15 protein-coding genes and 1 tRNA gene are annotated in these 18,533 nt (G+C 52.0%); 8 read left to right on the forward strand and 8 right to left on the reverse strand.

Translation table 11 applies throughout. The features are described 5' to 3' along the window. Nucleotides 1-18: 18 nt before the first annotated feature. The 8 genes from HMPREF0733_RS04255 to dnaA all read right to left on the reverse strand — a co-directional run bounded on the left by HMPREF0733_RS04255 (nucleotide 19) and on the right by dnaA (nucleotide 11,239). Nucleotides 19-92: transfer RNA gene (locus HMPREF0733_RS04255), tRNA-Ile, on the reverse strand. Nucleotides 93-287: 195 nt separating this feature from the next. Beyond that, the gene (locus HMPREF0733_RS04260; protein ID WP_013398146.1) at nucleotides 288-869 is read right to left on the reverse strand and encodes a DUF3566 domain-containing protein; all 582 of its coding nucleotides are present in this window, start codon (nucleotides 867-869) and stop codon (nucleotides 288-290) included. Beyond that, a complete protein-coding gene (gene gyrA, locus HMPREF0733_RS04265) occupies nucleotides 869-3,508 on the reverse strand; it encodes a DNA gyrase subunit A (protein WP_013398147.1) in 2,640 nt (879 codons plus the stop codon). Before gyrA ends, HMPREF0733_RS04260 begins: the two co-directional genes overlap by 1 nt. Before the next feature lie 78 nt (nucleotides 3,509-3,586). Continuing rightward, nucleotides 3,587-5,647: a DNA topoisomerase (ATP-hydrolyzing) subunit B gene (gene gyrB / locus HMPREF0733_RS04270; RefSeq protein ID WP_218564872.1), complete on the reverse strand. Its 2,061-nt coding sequence runs from the start codon at nucleotides 5,645-5,647 to the stop codon at nucleotides 3,587-3,589. Nucleotides 5,648-5,894: 247 nt separating this feature from the next. Then, complete coding sequence (locus HMPREF0733_RS04275) at nucleotides 5,895-6,560, reverse strand: DciA family protein (RefSeq protein WP_013398149.1); 666 nt, start codon at nucleotides 6,558-6,560, stop codon at nucleotides 5,895-5,897. Next, nucleotides 6,557-7,768, reverse strand: coding sequence for a DNA replication/repair protein RecF (gene recF / locus HMPREF0733_RS04280; RefSeq protein WP_013398150.1), 1,212 nt, complete (start codon nucleotides 7,766-7,768; stop codon nucleotides 6,557-6,559). Before recF ends, HMPREF0733_RS04275 begins: the two co-directional genes overlap by 4 nt. Before the next feature lie 66 nt (nucleotides 7,769-7,834). Further along, nucleotides 7,835-8,962 (reverse strand): DNA polymerase III subunit beta, encoded by a 1,128-nt coding sequence (gene dnaN, locus HMPREF0733_RS04285; RefSeq protein WP_013398151.1) that lies wholly within the window; start codon nucleotides 8,960-8,962, stop codon nucleotides 7,835-7,837. A 615-nt stretch (nucleotides 8,963-9,577) separates the two neighbouring features. Then, nucleotides 9,578-11,239, reverse strand: coding sequence for a chromosomal replication initiator protein DnaA (gene dnaA, locus HMPREF0733_RS04290; protein WP_013398152.1), 1,662 nt, complete (start codon nucleotides 11,237-11,239; stop codon nucleotides 9,578-9,580). Nucleotides 11,240-11,683: 444 nt separating this feature from the next. Here dnaA and rpmH point away from each other — a divergent pair, with 444 nt between their 5' ends. From rpmH to HMPREF0733_RS04330, 8 genes are all read left to right on the forward strand, one after another. Further along, nucleotides 11,684-11,821, forward strand: coding sequence for a 50S ribosomal protein L34 (gene rpmH / locus HMPREF0733_RS04295; protein WP_004005930.1), 138 nt, complete (start codon nucleotides 11,684-11,686; stop codon nucleotides 11,819-11,821). Between the two features lie 85 nt (nucleotides 11,822-11,906). Next, nucleotides 11,907-12,290, forward strand: a complete 384-nt coding sequence (gene rnpA, locus HMPREF0733_RS04300) for a ribonuclease P protein component (protein ID WP_244864881.1) — start codon at nucleotides 11,907-11,909, stop codon at nucleotides 12,288-12,290. After that, on the forward strand, nucleotides 12,271-12,717 hold the full coding sequence (yidD, locus tag HMPREF0733_RS04305) for a membrane protein insertion efficiency factor YidD (protein WP_013398155.1): 447 nt from the start codon (nucleotides 12,271-12,273) through the stop codon (nucleotides 12,715-12,717). Before rnpA ends, yidD begins: the two co-directional genes overlap by 20 nt. 54 nt (nucleotides 12,718-12,771) lie before the next feature. Beyond that, a complete protein-coding gene (gene yidC / locus HMPREF0733_RS04310) occupies nucleotides 12,772-13,800 on the forward strand; it encodes a membrane protein insertase YidC (protein ID WP_013398156.1) in 1,029 nt (342 codons plus the stop codon). Between the two features lie 29 nt (nucleotides 13,801-13,829). Then, nucleotides 13,830-14,384, forward strand: coding sequence for a Jag family protein (locus HMPREF0733_RS04315; protein ID WP_013398157.1), 555 nt, complete (start codon nucleotides 13,830-13,832; stop codon nucleotides 14,382-14,384). Beyond that, nucleotides 14,385-15,017, forward strand: coding sequence for a 16S rRNA (guanine(527)-N(7))-methyltransferase RsmG (rsmG, locus tag HMPREF0733_RS04320; RefSeq protein WP_013398158.1), 633 nt, complete (start codon nucleotides 14,385-14,387; stop codon nucleotides 15,015-15,017). A gap of 505 nt (nucleotides 15,018-15,522) precedes the next feature. Further along, the gene (locus tag HMPREF0733_RS04325; RefSeq protein ID WP_004005936.1) at nucleotides 15,523-16,359 is read left to right on the forward strand and encodes a ParA family protein; all 837 of its coding nucleotides are present in this window, start codon (nucleotides 15,523-15,525) and stop codon (nucleotides 16,357-16,359) included. 210 nt (nucleotides 16,360-16,569) lie between these two features. Further along, the gene (locus tag HMPREF0733_RS04330) at nucleotides 16,570-18,042 is read left to right on the forward strand and encodes a ParB/RepB/Spo0J family partition protein (RefSeq protein ID WP_013398159.1); all 1,473 of its coding nucleotides are present in this window, start codon (nucleotides 16,570-16,572) and stop codon (nucleotides 18,040-18,042) included. Nucleotides 18,043-18,533: the final 491 nt, after the last annotated feature.

An 18,533-nucleotide genomic window follows, 5' to 3' on the forward strand; every position in this document is an offset into this window, starting at 1 on the left:
ACCTTTCGTCATGGAGAGTGGGCGTACCAAGACTTGAACTTGGGACCTCTTCGTTATCAGCGAAGCGCTCTAACCGCCTGAGCTATACGCCCTCCCATTCCGGCGGAATTCTCCGCAAGAACGAAATATAACTATACAGATGTTTTACCCTGTTGCCAAATCTCTTAGATGTGCATTACAACACAGACAGAAGCCCCATAAAACCAGAAAACCGGGGGAGTATCACTCCGATACTCACCCCGGTCGATAACGCACAAAGACGGCGGTTTTAGATACTCAGGACTATCTTATGATTCGTCGCTGAGGGTCAGCGTAATACCACCCACGAGCTTAGCGGCCAAGTTATACAAAATTGCGCCGATCATACTCAAAAGCGTGAAGATAACGGTGTTAATGACCGACAGAATAGTCGTTGCCAAAGCCACCTGACCGATATTGACCATCTGGGTAATATCAATATTGGTGTTACCGGTACCCATGGAGGTTAAGATCTGGTTCACGCCAGTAAAAGCACCCGAGGCCTGCAAGAAAAGCCAGAGGATTACCGAAGCCACAATGGTCACAATGCCCAGAGCCATAGAGAGCAGGAAGACCATCTTCGCAACCGACCAGGTATCAATTCGCTGAACCACCAGACGAGCGCGGCGAATACGCGAACGCGGAACCGGGCGGATAGACTGGCGTCGTTGTCCCTTATTCTTAGGACGCGCGCCGTTGGCAGGACGCTTCGCAGAACGCTGCTGTGATGAACCACCAGGCTTAGATGCGTTATTTTGCCGGTTAGAAGCATTCGTACCGCCCGCAGGGGATCCCTGTGCTGCGGGTGCCGTTTGTTTTCCTGGAGCCGACCCCTGTGGGTTTGCGCTCATTAGTTACCTCCGTCTACATCGGTGGATGCGGTGGTTGGCGTATTTTCTTGCGTATCCACCACCTCGGAATTTATCACAGATTCTTCTGTGGCTTCCACCTCAGCGTCGTCTTCTTTCTGTTCATCTAGCTGGCGATCTTGGTTACGAGCAATACCAATAATGCTATCGCCCTTACCCGGCTTCGCAAAGATAACGCCCATAGTGTCGCGTCCCTTGGCAGGAACTTCGCTCACATTGGTGCGAACAACCTTACCGCTCTGCATCACCACGAGCACCTCATCGTTCTCAGATACGATCAGGCCACCCACAAGAGCGCCACGGCCTTCCACAAGCTTAGCAACCTTAATACCGAAACCGTTACGACCCTGAACGCGATATCCCTCAACATGAGTACGCTTGGCGTATCCGCCCTCGGTCACGACGAACACGAAGGACTCAGGGATAACAACCTGTGCCGAGATCAGTTCATCACCGTCACGGAACTTCATGCCGGTCACGCCCGAAGTCGAACGCCCCATAGGACGCAGAGACTCATTGTTAGCGTGGAAGCGCAACGACATACCATTGCGCGAAATCAGCAGAATATCATCTTCGGGGGAGACGAGGAACGCAGAGACCACTTCGTCATCGTCACGCAGGTTAATCGCGATTAGACCGGCGGTACGGTTCGTATCGTAGTCGCTCAGGCGAGATTTCTTGACCAATCCACCCTTCGTGGCAAGAACCAGGTACTCGGCATCCTCATAGGTCTTCAGGTCCATGACCTGGGCAATATGCTCATCCGGCTGGAATTCCAAGAGGTTCGCCAAATGTTGTCCCTTGGCATCACGCCCAGCCTCTTGCAGTTCATAGCCCTTGGTGCGATATACGCGCCCCAAATTGGTGAAGAACAGAATCCAGCTGTGTGTGGTGGTCACGAAGAAATGCTCCACAACATCGTCGCCACGCAGCTGAGCGCCTCGAATACCCTTACCGCCGCGATGCTGGCTGCGGTACTGGTCGCTGCGGGTACGTTTGATATATCCGCCGCGGGTAATCGTCACGACAACTTCTTCCTCAGGAATAAGGTCTTCCATCGACATATCGCCGTTGAAACCGCGCAGAATCTCGGTACGGCGGTCATCGCCGTAACGATTCACGATCTCGCCCAGTTCCTCGGAAATAATCTCGCGCTGGCGATCTTCAGAGGCAATAATCGCGTTGTATTCCGAAATGAGGCGCTGCAGCTCGTCGTGGCGATCCTGAATCTTCTGGCGTTCCAGAGCCGCCAGACGACGAAGCTGCATATTCAGAATTGCCTGAGCCTGCGCTTCATCAATATCCAGGAAGTCCATCAAGGCCGAACGAGCTTCATCGGCTGTGGGGGAGCGGCGGATAAGTGCAATAACCTCATCCAGAGCGTCCAGAGCCTTGAGCAGACCGCGCAGAATATGCGCTTCTTCCTCAGCCTGACGCAGACGGTACCGAGTACGACGCACAATCACGTCCATCTGGTGGTTTACCCAGTGGCGAATAAAGGCATCAAGCGAGAGAGTACGCGGAACGCCATCCACAATCGCCAGCATATTGGCAGAGAAGTTCTCCTGCAGCTGGGTGTGCTTATACAGGTTGTTGAGTACAACCTTGGGCACAGCATCGCGTTTGAGCACGATCACGAGGCGCTGGCCGGTACGGCCGGAGGTCTCATCACGCAGATCGGAAATTCCGGTGACTTTACCTTCCTTGATGAGATCGGCAATCTTAATCGCCAGGTTATCGGGGTTTGCTTGGTACGGCAGCTCGGTCACCACAAGGCAAGTGCGCCCGTGGATCTCTTCGACATTGACAACCGCGCGCATCGTAATGGAACCGCGGCCGGTGCGGTAAGCATCCTCAATACCCTTGGTACCCAAAATGGTGGCGCCAGTGGGGAAGTCCGGTCCCTTAATACGCTCCATGAGGGCACTCAGAAGCTCTTCATTCGTGGCATTCGGGTTCTTCAGGAACCATTCCACACCTGCGGCAACTTCACGCAGGTTATGCGGAGGAATATTGGTTGCCATACCCACGGCGATACCTGAGGAACCGTTCACCAGAAGGTTCGGGATTCGCGCCGGCAATACCGTAGGCTCAAGCGATTTACCGTCATAGTTAGGCTGAAAATCAACGGTATCTTCATTGATGTCACGCACCATTTCCAGGGCAATAGGCGCCATCTTCGTCTCGGTATAACGCGGAGCCGCAGCGCCGTCATTACCGGGGGACCCGAAGTTACCCTGACCGAGCGCCAGAGGATAGCGCATAATCCAGCTCTGGATTAGGCGTACAAGGGTATCGTAAATGGCGCTGTCGCCGTGGGGGTGGAATTGACCCATCACATCGCCCACCACGCGAGCGCACTTATTGAAGGCACGATCGGGTCGATACCCGCCGTCATACATCGCGTAGATTACACGACGATGCACAGGCTTGAGTCCATCACGCACATCGGGCAGGGCGCGACCGATAATAACCGCCATTGCATAGTCCAAGTAAGAACGCTGCATCTCGGTCTGCAGATCTACCTGTTCAATATGACCGTGGGGATCGTCAAGCACAATCTCACCACTATTTGTGGTGACCTCGATATCTGGGTTTTCGCTTTGGTTTTCTTCACTCATAGTTGTTCCGTTCCTCTGTGACTCTCTCGCTTATATTCCGTTTGGGAAATATAGCCAATTGGCTATATGCCAAACCCTTTAGATATCGAGGAATCGAATGTCCTTGGCGTTCTGCTGAATAAAGTCGCGGCGTGCTTCCACATCTTCACCCATCAGAACCGAGAAGATCTGATCGGCAGCAGCCGCATCCTCCATCTTCACCTGAAGCAGGGTACGGCGTTGAGGATCCATCGTGGTATCCCACAGCTCGGTATAGTCCATCTCGCCAAGACCCTTATAACGCTGAATGCCGTTGTCTTTGGGTAGACGCTGATTCTTTGCCTGACCGCGCGCTAGAGCCTCATCTCGCTCGGCATCCGAGAACACATAATCATGCGGAGCGTTCGACCACTTGATGCGATACAGCGGAGGCTGTGCCAAATAAACATATCCGGCTTCGATGAGCGGCCGCATAAAGCGGAAGAGCAGGGTCAGTAACAGGGTGGTGATATGCTGGCCGTCCACATCGGCATCGGCCATAAGAACGATCTTGTGGTAGCGAGCCTTCTCCAGGTCGAAATCGTCGCCGATACCGGTGCCGAAGGCCGTAATCATAGCCTGAATCTCAGCATTGGAAAGCGCTCGATCGAGGCGAGCACGCTCCACATTGAGGATCTTACCGCGCAGCGGCAAAATAGCTTGGCTATTTGGATCGCGCCCCTGCACTGCCGAACCGCCTGCGGAGTCACCCTCCACCAGATAAATTTCGGAGATCGACGGGTCCTTTGAAGCACAGTCCTTGAGTTTACCGGGCATGGAGCTGGTTTCCAGCAGACCCTTACGTCGAGTTGTCTCTCGCGCTTTACGTGCCGCCATACGTGCCTGTGCCGCCGTAATAGCACGGCGCACCACATCCTTGGCGACAGCGGGGTTACGATCGAACCAATCGGCCATATGATCGTTAATCTCGCGCTGGGTAAAGGATTTTGCTTCGGAGTTACCGAGCTTTGTCTTCGTCTGCCCTTCGAACTGCGGCTCGGAAATCTTAATCGAAATAACCGCAGTCAGACCCTCACGCACGTCTTCACCGGTGAGATTATCGTCTTTATCGCGCAGCAGTTTATTCTCGCGAGCATAACGATTCACCAGAGACGTCAGCGCAGCACGGAAACCCTCTTCATGAGTACCGCCTTCGTGAGTGTTGATCGTATTCGCATAGGAGTGCACCGATTCTTTATAAGAACCGGTCCACTGCATAGCCACCTCAAGCGCCATATGACGCACGGTGTCTTCAGCCTCAAAGTAGATAATATCTTCGTTAATAACGGTTTTTGAACCCGCGTTGAGGAAGTGCACGTAGTCGAAAAGACCATTATCGTAACGATAGGTGACTGTGCGGTGCCCTTCAGCGTTTGCACCTACACGGTTGAGGGGAAGAACTTTATCTTTTTCATCCTCTTCTTCGGCGACCTCGTCGCCCCCCTCAAACTGGTCACGCTCATCGGTGAGAGAAATTGTCAGTCCCTTGTTCAGGAACGCCATCTGCTGGAACCTGGCACGCAGAGTCTCAAAATCAAACTCAACGGTCTCAAAAATCTCGGGATCAGGGTAGAACGTCTGAATAGTACCGGTCTTTTGAGAGACTTTACCGCGGCGCAGGGGACCATCAGGAATACCACCGTTAGCAAAAGAAATGTGCCAGGAATAACCCTGACGGTGGACTTCGGTTATAACCTTTTTTGAGAGCGCATTAACGACAGAAATACCCACGCCGTGCAAACCACCGGAAACGGCATATCCGCCGCCGCCGAATTTACCGCCAGCGTGAAGAACAGTCATAACGACCTCGACCGTGGATTTATGCTCGGTTGGATGCTCATCCACGGGAATACCGCGGCCATCATCTTGAACGCGCACACCACCATCGGCCTGAATTGTAACTTCAATATGGCTTGCGTAGCCTGCGAGCGCCTCATCTACAGAGTTATCGACCACCTCGTAGACCAGATGGTGTAGACCACGTTCGGTTGTCGAGCCGATATACATACCGGGACGTTTACGAACCGCTTCCAGACCCTCCAAAACGGTAATGTCAGATGCGCCGTATTCATGGGGTTGTTCAGATGTCACGAGTGCGTAACTCCTTGGGGTAGATCTCATGCCCGGTGATGTATCACCGCTGCACCCCGACGAGCGCAGTATCGGCATATTCTCTACTATTCTACCGAATTTCACGACTTTACGCCCATATTTTGAAGGGTGTGGAACGGCTTATTTCGGATATACAGCCTTCTAAGGCTTTTCTGAGCATATTCACCCCGGTATGCGGTGGGGGATATATACCGTACCGTTATCTTCGTTTCCGGCGATTTAGGCCCTTATGACGCAAAAGTGTCAAATAAGCGGGTTATCCGTAAGTGTCTCGTACCCCTCGGCCTCCCGGTGCCCGTTTAGGACCGCGCGATGCCCAGCGCCCGTTATTCGGCCCGTAAATACGGATGTTCGTCACCACGCCTTCACCGAGTTCACGCGCGAACATTTGCACAATTTGATTACGCATGAGCCTAAGCTGCGTTGCCCACGCGGTCGAATCACACTGCACATCGACCACGGCATTCTCAAAGCGCGTGGGTTTAGCATGCGTGGCAAGTTCGGGCCCAACAAGTTCACTCCATCGCGCCATAACGCTGGAGACCGCCACAGGCTCTTTCCACCCACGAGAACGAATCAGGTACGAGATCACGCCATCAAGCGGTTTCGGATCGCGAGAATCTTCTCCAGAGGTGGTATAGCCACCCAGCGCGCGCATATCGACCCGCTGGGCACGAGTTTTTCGCTGTCCCGGTTCGGCGCTCATGGCAGAGCCAAATTCACGAAGAATCTTCTTTGCCGAGAATGCGTTGAGTCGCCCCTCACCGCGGGCTGCTGCGGCGGCGCGCATCCGTTCTACCATGGCGGCGGGGGCATCGACCTCATCACGATAGTATTCTTGCTCCGGATCAAGCGAAGATTCTTCATGATTCGACGCTTGCGTGCCTATTTCCTCACCGTCATCCCAGAGTTTCTCGCTCATGAGGGCAAATCCTCAGTCTGCGGTGCGTCTGTGGTTTCGGGCGCATATTCGGCGTGAGCGGCACTCACCCGCACTAAGCGGTACATCCCCAGTTCCTCAGGAATATCGCTCAGCACGGCGCTGGTGAGCAAAACCTGTTCTGCCTGGGCTACTAAAGCACCGAGACGGTGACGCCGTTCTGAATCTAGTTCGGCAAAAACATCGTCAAGAATAAGAATGGGGGAGGACCCGGGGGACTCGTCGTCGGCACGATGTACAAACCAGGAAGCCAACCGCAAAGAAAGCGCAACCGACCAGCTTTCCCCGTGAGAGGCAAATTGTTTAACAGCTAACCCGCCCAAAAGCAGCGTTATATCGTCCCGATGCGGTCCCACCAGAGTCACCCCGCGCTCCAGTTCGGCGGTACGGCGCTCGCGCAAGCGCTGCGCCATCGCATCTTTAATATCGTCGATGCTCATACGCGAAACATGTTCGAGCCCTCGCTCGGTGATTTCGGGAAAAACTGTCGAATCGTAGGTGAATGAAATATCTTTTGACCCGTCGGTCAGCCCGGCGTAGGCGCGCCGCAAGTGGGGAAGCAGAAGCCATAGAACGCGAAATCGTGCTGCGAGGAGCTGTGCCCCTAGCTGAGTCAATTGTTCCGACCATACATCAAGGGTGTGCATTGCGTTTTCATCGTCTACCGCTGAGGAACCGCGGCGCTGCAATGTTTTCAACAGCGAATTGCGCTGGCGCAAAATGCGTTCGTATTCCTGACGGTACCCGGAAACGACGGGTCGCAGCGAAACCGCTAAATCATCAATAAAACGGCGTCGTCCCGCGGGTTCACCCTTGACGAGCTGCAAATCTTCGGGGGAGAACAACACGGTGCGCGTAATCCCTAGGGCTTCACGGGCGCGCACGGGAGCGGCTCGATTAATGCGCACCCGATTGCTCGCCCCGGGTGCTATCTCGAATTCGGTGACCGTTTGTTGTGAACCACGCACCGTGCGCACACGAATATAGGCTCGGGATGCGCCCACCCGCACGAGCGGACCATCATGGCTTACGCGGTGCGAGGAAAGATTCGCGGTGTAGTCGATAGCCTCAATAATATTGGTTTTTCCAACACCGTTAGGCCCTAAAAAAACGGTAACTCCGGCGCTCAGCGGTAGGTTGAGAAGGGGGTAGGTGCGGTAATCAAGAAGCGAAAGATGATCAAGATACACAATACCCCCTTCTATAAAAACGAATGTTTATTCTAATTTTCTATGCCCCGGCGCCGGAATGCACAATTAGTTAGTGGGCAAGCGAATCGGCTGAACCAGGTACCGGTAGCTAAGATCTTCTTCACTCAGCGGTTCATCCTGACCGGAGAGCACAGCAGGTTTAGGAGCCTCAGTGAAGGAGAAACGTACAAAGTCGGTATCAAAGGCACCCAGTCCCTCCGAAAGGTACGTGGGGTTGTATGCCACTGTAATTTCGTGACCGTCCAGCTGTGCGGGCATCGATTCGGATGCGCGAGCCTCATCGCCACGCCCGGCATCGATCGATACCTGTCCGTCTTCGGTGAACTGAAGGCGCAGGGGAGTGTTACGTTCTGCCACGAGGGAAATACGACGCGCCGCCTCCGCCAAATCCGATGTACGGACAACAGCATGAACCGCAGTTTCGGTTGGGAAGAGAGCACGAAGATTCGGGTACTGACCGTCCATGAGAACACTCGTAGTTCGGCGAGAGCCTGCGGAGAAACCGATAAGATCGCCATTTTCAGGAAGTGCGATAGAAAGCTCTCCCGAGCTTGAGAGGGTACGCCCCACCTCGGTCATGGTTTTGGCCTTGAGCAGAACCGCAGCCTCAATTTCAGGGTTCTCAGGATTCCAGGTAATTTCGCGCATCGCTAGGCGATACCGGTCAGTAGCAAGAAGAGTCATGGTTGAACCGGAGATTTCCAGGCGAATACCGGTAAGCAACGGCAAAGTTTCGTCTTTGGAAACCGCAATCTGAACCTGGGAGACAGCCTTAGCGAATTCCGCGCCATCAACGGTACCGGAAATCTGCGGTAGTTCGGGAAGCTCCGGATAGTCCGCCACCGGCATACCCGCCAGCTGGAACTTTGCGGAACGACAGGTCATAAAAATTGTGGAGTCATTAGCCACGAACTCAACATCTGCGTTAGGCAGCGAGCGGCAAATTTCGGCAAGCATCTTACCCGGTACTAAACAGGTTCCTTCCTGCTCTACCGACGCCTCGATCGTTTGCTTAGCGCTAATTTCATGATCGAAGCTCGAAATAGAAACCTCACCACTTTCAGCTTTGATGAGAAGGCCGTTGAGCACGGGAGAGGTGGGACGAAGAGGTAGCGAGCGTGCGGTCCAACCAACCGCCTCGGCAAGTACGTCACGTTCAACGGTAAATTTCATCAAAGAGCCTTTCGGTGATGAAGCAAACGGGTTTGGAAAACAACGATGATGAGCTCATGGATGTGTATGGAATTGAGAACCCTACATCGTGCGTGTGTAGTTTATGCAAAACTGCATAATCCATCCTACCGGATACAGGTTCGTGAAGGAGAGGCTACAGGATAGTTCCGCTCAGAGGGTTTAGAAAATTTTGTAATTACATCTTTAGAAAGGCAGATCATGCAGGACAGCTTCAGAAAGTTATGGAAATTGTAATTACAAAAATCTGGTGCTGTTGTTTCGCTACCATAGTCAAAATAGTTGGATACTGCGTTCGATTGGACCTGCGGGGGTGCACTTCATGTTATGTGAGGGTGTTTTCTTTAAAGTACAGTAATGTTAATAACCCCTGTGGATATCGTGGAAAAACCAGAATTTCCCTGTAAAATCAAGGAAATCACCTGTGGATATTAAGTGGACAAAAATTAGCGTTTCTGAGGATGTATTGTGTATGGATATTTATACATCTATTTTCATCCACACATCATGAATAATCATGCACTTAATATCCACTTAACGCCCCGGTTTAACGCACACGTTATCCACAGGCTGTTTAAACCTTGAAATTCCGGGGAACTACCGACTTTCACGCTGATCCTGCTTGATTTTGTTCGTCAAATCGGTGACCTGGTTAAAGGTAGTGCGTCGTTCGGCCATTTGTGCCCCCACCTTTCGTACCGCGTGCATAACCGTTGTGTGGTCGCGGCCGCCTAATTCCTGCCCGATGCGCGGCAACGACATATCCGTAAGCTCCCGCAGTAAATACATGGCAATCTGACGTGCATTTGTGAGGGTTCGAGTGCGGGATTTTGATCGTAGATCCTCTAGAGTCACATCGAAATAGGAAGCCGTGGTCGCCAGCACTTGCCCCGAGGTAATTTCGGTGTCGCCCGCATCTGTAATGAGATCTTTGAGCACAACTTCGGCTAAAGCAACATCGACGGGCTGCTTATTGAGCGAGGCGAATGCCGTTACACGAATGAGCGCGCCCTCCAACTCGCGGATATTCGCCGTAATATGCGATGCAATATACTCCATCACATCATCAGGAACGTTGAGCGATTCACTCTGTGCCTTTTTACGCAAAATAGCGATACGAGTTTCCAGCTCGGGAGGCTGAACATCGGTAATCAGACCCCACTCGAAGCGTGAACGCATACGCTCGGCGAACCCGGTGAGCTGTTTTGGCGGCAAGTCGGAGGTAATCACAACCTGCTTTTGGTGATTATGCAGGGCATTGAAAGTATGGAAGAACTCTTCCTGTGTATGCTCTTTACCCGCCAAAAACTGGATATCGTCGATCAGAAGCATATCGACATTGCGATAAATCTGTTTGAAAGATGACCCCTCATCGTCACGAATTGAATTGATGAAATCGTTCGTGAATTCCTCAGAATTTACGTACCGCACGCGCAAGCTCGGGAAAAGATGCTTGGCATAGTGCCCGATCGCGTGCAGGAGGTGGGTTTTACCTAGCCCCGAATCGCCATAAATAAAGAGGGGATTATAGGCTTGGGCGGGGGACTCGGAAACAGCAAATGCTGCGGCGTGTGCAAAGCGGTTAGACTGCCCAATCACAAAAGTATCGAAGGTGTAATTTGGGTTCAGACGCGCCGAAGAATCCCAACCGGAATCCGAAGAAACAGCGGTATGAGTATCCGTAGCTGGGGAAGAAATGTCCTCAGTCTCTGCAGGAGAAGAAATCGACTGAGTGGGAACGGCAGAGTCCACATGATGCGGCGTGTGTACTTCGGAAAAATCGGTGGGGGAGGGGGAAGAACTCTGCGGGCGCTCGGCAAAAATGGCGGGATCAACCGGTGACGCTGTTGGTGCATCGGCAACGGGCACATCCGCAGTTTGATGAGGCGGTACAGGGGTGTGGAGCTCGGCCTCAACCTCATGAAGTGGGGGCATAGGAGAATCATCTTCGATCTGCGGTATCGAAGGCGAAACCGTCTGAGATGTTTGCGCAAGCGATTCATCAATCGTAAAAGCCTCTGATACACCGGGACCAAAAACGGTGGTCAGAGCCTGTTGGAAGGGTGCCTTGAGCTGAGACTGAAAAATATTGCGGGTTAGTTCACTGGGAACGGCAATCAGAAGAACGGTTCCCACGAAAGCCTGAGGCTGTGCAAGACTCACAAAACCACGCAGACGCTGAGAGACCTCAGGATTCGCTTGCAGAATGCTTATGACCTGTTCCCAGCGTTCCTGAAGCTGCGTGTGCTCAGCGTTCATCAGTGGTTCCCCTCGTAAAGATGACAAAGATATGTACCGATTCTACCGTAGGTTATATACATCATAAATAGCTTATCCACAGGAGTTATACACAATGTGGAAAAAATGTGTCTTTCCTGAGGATAACCGGTTGAAAAATTCTTGAATTTCGTTATTTTTCCTTGATATATCAAGGAAATTAAGTGTATATCAAGGATGTGGAAAACTGTGGATATGATGTTTTGAAGGCCCGTTGAGAACACCTGTGGATAGTCTAATCCCCACAACCTGGGGATAACCTGGGGTTATGTGTGGGGCGGATTAACTTGCTTTGCAGCATAGACTCTTCTAGAGTTGTTCTGTTGTATGTGTACCGCCTACCTCGAAGTGTCGAGGTACCATCGGGCACGAAAAAGCTTAGAAATCCTAGCCAGCGGGTAGGATTTTGTGTCCAAGGAGATAAGTATGAGTAAACGTACTTTCCAGCCGAATAACCGCCGTCGTGCGAAGAAACACGGTTTCCGTCTTCGTATGCGTACTCGTGCCGGTCGTTCTATCCTGTCGAACCGTCGTTCCAAGGGTCGTTCCAAGCTTTCGGCATAAAGAACTCAGCAAAACCCGCTAACGCATTTGTGTTAGCGGGTTTTCCACTACAGGGAAGGAAAACGTGCTGCCAATCCAGCACCGGATGCGCACCAGCTCCCAATTTTCCACGGCTTTTCGTTCCGGTACCCGCTCAGGGCGCCGGAACTTAGTTGTATATACGGCTCAAAAATCCGGAAATACAACTCGGATAGGTTTCATTGTGTCAAAAGCCGTCGGAAATGCTGTGACTCGTAACCGTGTTAAACGGCGTTTGCGTGAACTCGCTGCCGCAACCGTTAGCGCCTACCCGCAGGGACTGTATATTGCCGTGCGGGCGCTTCCCGCATCCGCTGGAGCGAACTGGGAAGAATTACGCGCAGACTATCGAGGTGCCCTAGAATCCTCCCTGAAAAAACTTGACCGTCAAGATCAGCGCTGCAATGTTGAAAACCGTGGGGGAGGGGACTATGAACCATCGTCGATGTGATGAGCGTTTTCACCCTCATCACAGCAGCACACACCATCCCCACACCCATCAGCTTGATCCCGATGACCGCCTCGCGCAAGCGCCCCATGAGTTTGTGCATCCGGTATCTTTTTTACATGCGGTCTACACCTTGCCGCAGAATATTCTGATTGGGCTTATTAAGGCTTACCGTAAAGTCGTATCCCCTCTCTATGGGGATGTATGCCGGTATTATCCGACCTGCTCCGCCTACGGGTTAGAAGCGGTCACCACTCACGGAGCCCTCAGCGGTCTCAGCCTGACCGTGTGGCGCATCCTGCGGTGTAATCCCTGGGCAACCGGCGGAATCGACCCCGTTCCGCCCGGAAAACGAACCTTTGCCTCCGGTCAGGAACCTAAAATTATGCTCCTGAACCATCCCCTAGAAACTCACTCGAACAACCACTAACGGTTGTCGAGATTCCTACAAAGACTTAGCCGAGTCATAAGGAGAAAAACTCCCGTGAACATTTTTGATATGATCCTTTGGCCCTTTAAATTGGCCGTGTCTGCGGTGCTGTGGTTCTTCCACACGATCTTTACCAGTATTGGTATGGATCCGTCCTCAGGCTTTACCTGGGTGCTGTGCATTATTTGCCTGACTCTCGTGATGCGTGCCGTAACCATTCCCCTATTTATGCGCCAAATTAAGTCGATGCGCGGTATGAACGCCATGCAGGGTGATATTGCAAAGCTGCAGGCCAAATACAAGGGTAAGAAAGATCAGCTTTCCCGCCAGGCTATGGCACAGGAACAGATGGCACTATTTAAGAAGCACGGCACCAGCCCCTTTTCATCCTGTATGCCGATTATCGCGCAGACGCCGATCTTCCTCGGTCTCTATCAGGTGCTCATGGGTGTTTCTGGTGCGGCTGCAAACAACGAAGATATTCTGCTGCTTCCTGCGGAACTGGTTAAACAATTCAACGAAGCCTATATCTTTGGGTCACCCATCTTCTCGACCATGATGAACCCCGGCAACGGCAATCATACCGCCACCGTTGCCCAGGCCATCATCATGATTCTGCTCATGAGCGGTACCCAGTTCTTCATTCAGAAACAGCTCAGTGCCAAGAACATTTCCGAGGCAGCTAAAAGCTCCCCGATGTTCCGTCAGCAGCAGATGATGATGTACGTTTTTCCTCTTATCTTCGCGGTTACAGGCGTTAACTTCCCCATTGGAGTGATGTACTACTGGACCGTCTCAAACTTCTGGGCTCTCGGGCAGCAGTGGTGGGTTATCCGCAATAACCCGAATCCCGGTTCTCAGGCTGAGAAGGAGCTCAACGAACGCCGTGCCGCTAAAGGTCTGCCCCCCGTTGGGAAAACCAAGGAACAGCACGAAAAAGAGCTTGAGGAGGCGCGTGAGCGTGCCGCTGCGGGTCAGCGTCAGCAGCCCATGAGTAAGAAACGCCAGAAACAGCAGCAGCGTAAAGGCGGCGGGCAGAACAAATCGAGCAATAAAAACTCGAATAAGCCGAAACTCAACTAAACACAGCATCGATAAATTCAAGGAAAACCATGACTGAAATATTTGAAGAAACCGCAGAATCGCCAAGCACCGCATCGGAAACTGAGGCTGTCGAAGAAATCGACGAAGTCAGCATGATTGAGGAAGAAGGGGATATCGCCGCTGACTACCTCGAAGAACTTCTCGATATCGTCGATCTTGACGGAGATATTGATATTGAGGTGCGCAACCAGCGCATCTACCTCTCGGTGGTCAATGATGAAGATGGGAACGAAGACCTGCGCCACCTTGTCGGTCGCCGCGGTGAGGTCTTAGACGCTCTGCAGGAACTCGTGCGCCTGTCGGTTCTGGCCGCCAGCGGCAACCGTTCGCGTCTTATTCTCGATATTGCGGGTTACCGTGCACAACGTCGAGAACAGCTTACCGAAATAGCCCTCGACGCCGTCGAGAAGGTACGTGCCTCCGGCGAAGATTTCCACCTGAAGCCATTGGGCGCCTATGAACGCAAGGTTGTACACGATGCGGTTGCTGAACAGGGGCTCTACAGCGAATCCGAAGGCGAAGGCACACGTCGCCATGTGGTGATTTCCCTTCCGGAGGCGTAAATGACGGTTCCTTGTGAAGGTCAAGACCTTATAGCCGCCACCGCAATTTTTGGCGATCGTCTGCCTCTAGCACAGCGCTATGTGGAACATTTGGCGACGACGGGGATTGAGCGCGGGCTCATTGGTCCGCGCGAGGTACCGCGCCTATGGGCTCGTCACGTGCTCAACTGTGCCGCCGTGCAGGAATATATCGCCGAAGGCGCATCCGTGGCGGATGTAGGCTCTGGAGCGGGTCTGCCGGGGCTTTGTCTGGCTATTGCCCGCCCCGACCTTGCGATCACGCTCATAGAGCCTCTGGAGCGCCGCGTGATATGGCTTCATGAAGTGGTTGAGGATCTAGGCCTTGAGAATGTAAAAATTCTGCGTTCCCGGGCCGAGCAGGCTATCGGGCAGGTCGATGCCGATGTGGTGACTGCTCGTGCCGTATCTGCGCTGGTGGGTCTTGTGGATATTACCCTGCCGATTCTGCGCGGTACCGGCGAACTTTTAGCACTCAAGGGGCGTTCTGCACGAGAGGAAATCAAGAAGGCTAAGAAGAAACTCAACCGTTACGGGGCTCGTGAGACCGAAATCCTGACGGCGGGGGAGGGGCTGCTGGATGAGCCCACAACCGTTGTGCGAGTTACACTCTAGCCTCGATAAACTCTGAAGCTGCGAGCTTCATAGGGGTTGAAGATACATTCTCAGATGTATCTTCAACCCCTTTTCTTATGGTCTTTATTTGATACCGAAGAAAATATTTATGGTACGTGAGAGATGAAGGGGAACTTTCGGCGGAGGCACCGTAGTTTTTCGTGAATGTGGAATATTAAAAATGAGTAATAGAACTTGTATAAATTTTCCTGGTTGAGAGGTTGATAATCGGTTCATGATGCTGTGCTGAGAGTGAATACTTGGGGATGAAATCATAAATTTTCGTGAAAAAATACGAATCCTAGACAACTTGTTGAGGGTGTACGTGGTATATCGCTGTTTTGACAGGTAATCTTAAAGAGAAACGCACAGACCGGAGACAGCATCGGTGTTTCACGTGAAACATCCTTGATGCTCTTTATTCAATGTTTCACGTGAAACATGGTGTGCGTATCTTTATCTGGCGAAAGACACATCAACCATCAGCATCAGGCGCGGAGGATATATGACGATCACCCCCGGTGGCTCGACGCCGCCTTTACTGCCCAAGCCCCCACATACACGCGTCTTTACCATCTCGAATCAGAAGGGTGGAGTCGGTAAAACGAGTACCGCCGTGAACATTGCGGCCGCCCTTGCAGAAGCGGGAATGAACGTTTTGGTCATTGATAATGACCCTCAGGGAAATGCTTCGACGGCTCTCGGTATTGAGCATGGTGTGGAGCTTCCCAGCACTTATAACACTTTGATTGACGATACTCCGCTTTCTGATATTGTGCAGGAGTGCCCTGACCTCGACAATCTGTGGTGCGCGCCCGCGAATATAGACCTTGCCGGGGCAGAGATTGAACTTGTTTCGGTCGTGGCACGCGAGAAACGCCTCAAAAATGCTCTGGAGGATTACACTGAGTGGCGTGCCCAGCAGGGGATGGGACGGCTTGACTACGTATTTATCGACTGCCCGCCGAGCTTGGGACTACTGACCGTTAATGCTTTCGTGGCGGCAGAGGAAATTCTGATTCCTATTCAGTGTGAATACTATGCCCTGGAAGGCTTGAGCCAGCTACTCAAGAATATCCAGATGATTCAGAAACATCTGAACTCCAATCTAGAGATTAGTACGATTCTGCTGACTATGTACGACGGTCGTACCAACCTTGCATATCAGGTAGCGGAAGAGGTGCGGGAACATTTCCCGAAGGAAACTCTCCAGACCAAGATTCCGCGTTCTGTACGCATTTCGGAAGCACCGAGCTACCAACAGACCGTTATTAGCTATGATCCAACGTCTACCGGTGCTCAGGCCTATCGTGAAGCGGCGCAGGAAATTGCGCGTCGCTAAGAGGAATACGGAGCATATAGATGCTCTGAAATATCGGCATATTAGGACTGATAATTACTCCGATATTATCCATAAATAAACTTTTTGAGATTTATATCTAGGGAAATACCGAATTTTCTGAGCGCAGATTTTACGGTGCTGCAAGGTTCATATGAAGTGTAATCGGCATGCATGAGAGCGGTAGAAAATTTGGTGTGAGGAAGGAAAAACATGGCAGAGAAGCGACGGGGTCTCGGAAGGGGACTGGGTGCTCTCATTCCCAATAATACGACGCCTGTTGTGACTGCTTCCGATGTTGCCGAGAAAGAGGCGGAAAAAAAGGTAGCGGCGACTCGCAAACCTCAGCAGGAGGAACAAGCCGCCGCATCCTCGGCAAAACGCCCGAAGACTCGCAACGTAAAGCCGGAGCCGCAGAAAAAATCTGCCCCGAAGAAGGAACCGTCTGCGACAACGAAACGGACAGAACAGCAAGAGAACCGCATCTCTTCGTCGCAAAAGGCTACGGATCCGAAACCTCAGGAATCTTCTGCTGAGACTCGGAAACCTTCTGGCTCATCGAAGCCGCAAAAGGCTTCTGCGGTTAAGATGCCTAGTCTTAAAGCCCCTGCCGTAAAAGCGGGGGAGAAAAAAGAAGAGAGTGTACACGTCTCATCTGCTTCTTTGTCCGCATCGCAGCCTGTGCAGAAATCAGATGTTTCACGTGAAACATTGTCTCAGCCTCGCGAAGTTCAGAAGAAGAAACCTCGTATGGATATGGGTGCGGCACTTCGCAATACGACGTTAACACGCCGCCCGGTAGATTTCTTCTTTGGTGAAGAAACGAAGGAAGCTGAGGAAGAGGGTAACAGCAACCTCGTACCCGTTCCTGGAGCTCAGTTTGCAGAAATCAAAGTTTCTGATATTCACCCAAACCGCAAACAGCCTCGCGTTGATTTTGATGAACAAGACATGGCTGAGCTCATCCATTCGGTTCGTGAGATTGGTGTTCTGCAGCCTATTGTGGTGCGCCCTTCACGCGAGAAAGGTGCCGAAAAATATGAGCTGGTGATGGGCGAGCGGCGTTGGCGCGCAACCCAGGCTGCGGGTCTAGAAACTATCCCCGCCATTATCCGTGACACGCAAGATATTGATCTGCTTCGAGACGCCCTGCTGGAAAACCTGCATCGTAGCCAGCTGAATCCCATCGAAGAGGCGGCCGCATATCAGCAGCTTATGGAAGAGTTCAGTACCACCCAGGAGCAGCTTGCAAAGCGTATTGGGCGTTCTCGTCCACAGATTTCGAATACGATTCGTTTGCTTAGGTTGCCTCCTCTCGTACAGCGCAGGGTAGCGGCAGGCGTTATCGCTGCCGGGCATGCGCGCGCCCTGCTGACTTTAACCGATCAGGCAAAGATAGAGACCATTGCTCAGAAGATCGTGAATGAAGGGCTTTCTGTGCGTGCTGTTGAGGAGCTTGTTGCCCATGCGAGCGAAGCTCCGGCAGAGAAAGAGCGGAAGACCCCGCAGCCACAGAAGCATCACGAGCGATTGGACTATATTGCGGATGCGTTTGCCGACAAACTGGATACATCGGTTAAGATTTCGCTCGGTGCTCGTAAGGGTAAGATGACTATTGAGTTTGCTAATGTCGAGGATCTCAACCGCATTATTCGGGTTCTAGATTCTGATTTCAAAGGTTCTTAGTCCATGCGGTAGCTTAGAATCCTTCCTCGCATAATCTACTGGGGGTGGTGATGTTTCACGTGAAACATCACCACCCCCAGCCTTGTATAAGGCGTGTATATCTGGTTTAGTGAGCATCGTGGCGGGTTATTTACCTTGTCCATCTGCCATTGTCTCCGGATAAGAAGAGCTCACAGAGGTCCGGAGCATGTGTGAAAACGGTAGGTATACGAGTCTTTGCGGACCCTACAGCGGTGTATATAGCAGAGCAGGGGAAGTGGGACGGGGAACAATAACACGAACTCCGACCTGAGGGTAATTGTAAGCCTGCGCATCCTTTTATGGATATTGAGGAGACTACAAGATATTTATCGAGACAGGCTAAAATCCTACGCTTTCGACACGGTGAAATGGTTACAGGAAGAACTATGCCGAAGTCATACAGAGATTCATGGATGTATCTTCATAAGATATTCTTATCTAAAATACAACCTCAAAAAGTATATAAAGTG

This window comes from Rothia dentocariosa ATCC 17931, from assembly GCF_000164695.2.
Classification (GTDB): Bacteria; Actinomycetota; Actinomycetes; order Actinomycetales; family Micrococcaceae; genus Rothia; species Rothia dentocariosa.

What these genes read in the sequence shown, in the direction of transcription:
- HMPREF0733_RS04260 (WP_013398146.1), bottom strand. Translation starts at nt 869, where the DNA reads ATGAGCGCAAACCCACAGGGGTCGGCTCCAGGAAAACAAACGGCACCC.
- gyrA (WP_013398147.1), bottom strand. Translation starts at nt 3,508, where the DNA reads ATGAGTGAAGAAAACCAAAGCGAAAACCCAGATATCGAGGTCACCACA.
- gyrB (WP_218564872.1), bottom strand. Translation starts at nt 5,647, where the DNA reads ATGAGATCTACCCCAAGGAGTTACGCACTCGTGACATCTGAACAACCC.
- HMPREF0733_RS04275 (WP_013398149.1), bottom strand. Translation starts at nt 6,560, where the DNA reads ATGAGCGAGAAACTCTGGGATGACGGTGAGGAAATAGGCACGCAAGCG.
- dnaN (WP_013398151.1), bottom strand. Translation starts at nt 8,962, where the DNA reads ATGAAATTTACCGTTGAACGTGACGTACTTGCCGAGGCGGTTGGTTGG.
- dnaA (WP_013398152.1), bottom strand. Translation starts at nt 11,239, where the DNA reads ATGAACGCTGAGCACACGCAGCTTCAGGAACGCTGGGAACAGGTCATA.
- rpmH (WP_004005930.1), top strand. Translation starts at nt 11,684, where the DNA reads ATGAGTAAACGTACTTTCCAGCCGAATAACCGCCGTCGTGCGAAGAAA.
- rnpA (WP_244864881.1), top strand. Translation starts at nt 11,907, where the DNA reads ATGCGCACCAGCTCCCAATTTTCCACGGCTTTTCGTTCCGGTACCCGC.
- yidD (WP_013398155.1), top strand. Translation starts at nt 12,271, where the DNA reads ATGAACCATCGTCGATGTGATGAGCGTTTTCACCCTCATCACAGCAGC.
- HMPREF0733_RS04315 (WP_013398157.1), top strand. Translation starts at nt 13,830, where the DNA reads ATGACTGAAATATTTGAAGAAACCGCAGAATCGCCAAGCACCGCATCG.
- rsmG (WP_013398158.1), top strand. Translation starts at nt 14,385, where the DNA reads ATGACGGTTCCTTGTGAAGGTCAAGACCTTATAGCCGCCACCGCAATT.
- HMPREF0733_RS04325 (WP_004005936.1), top strand. Translation starts at nt 15,523, where the DNA reads ATGACGATCACCCCCGGTGGCTCGACGCCGCCTTTACTGCCCAAGCCC.
- HMPREF0733_RS04330 (WP_013398159.1), top strand. Translation starts at nt 16,570, where the DNA reads ATGGCAGAGAAGCGACGGGGTCTCGGAAGGGGACTGGGTGCTCTCATT.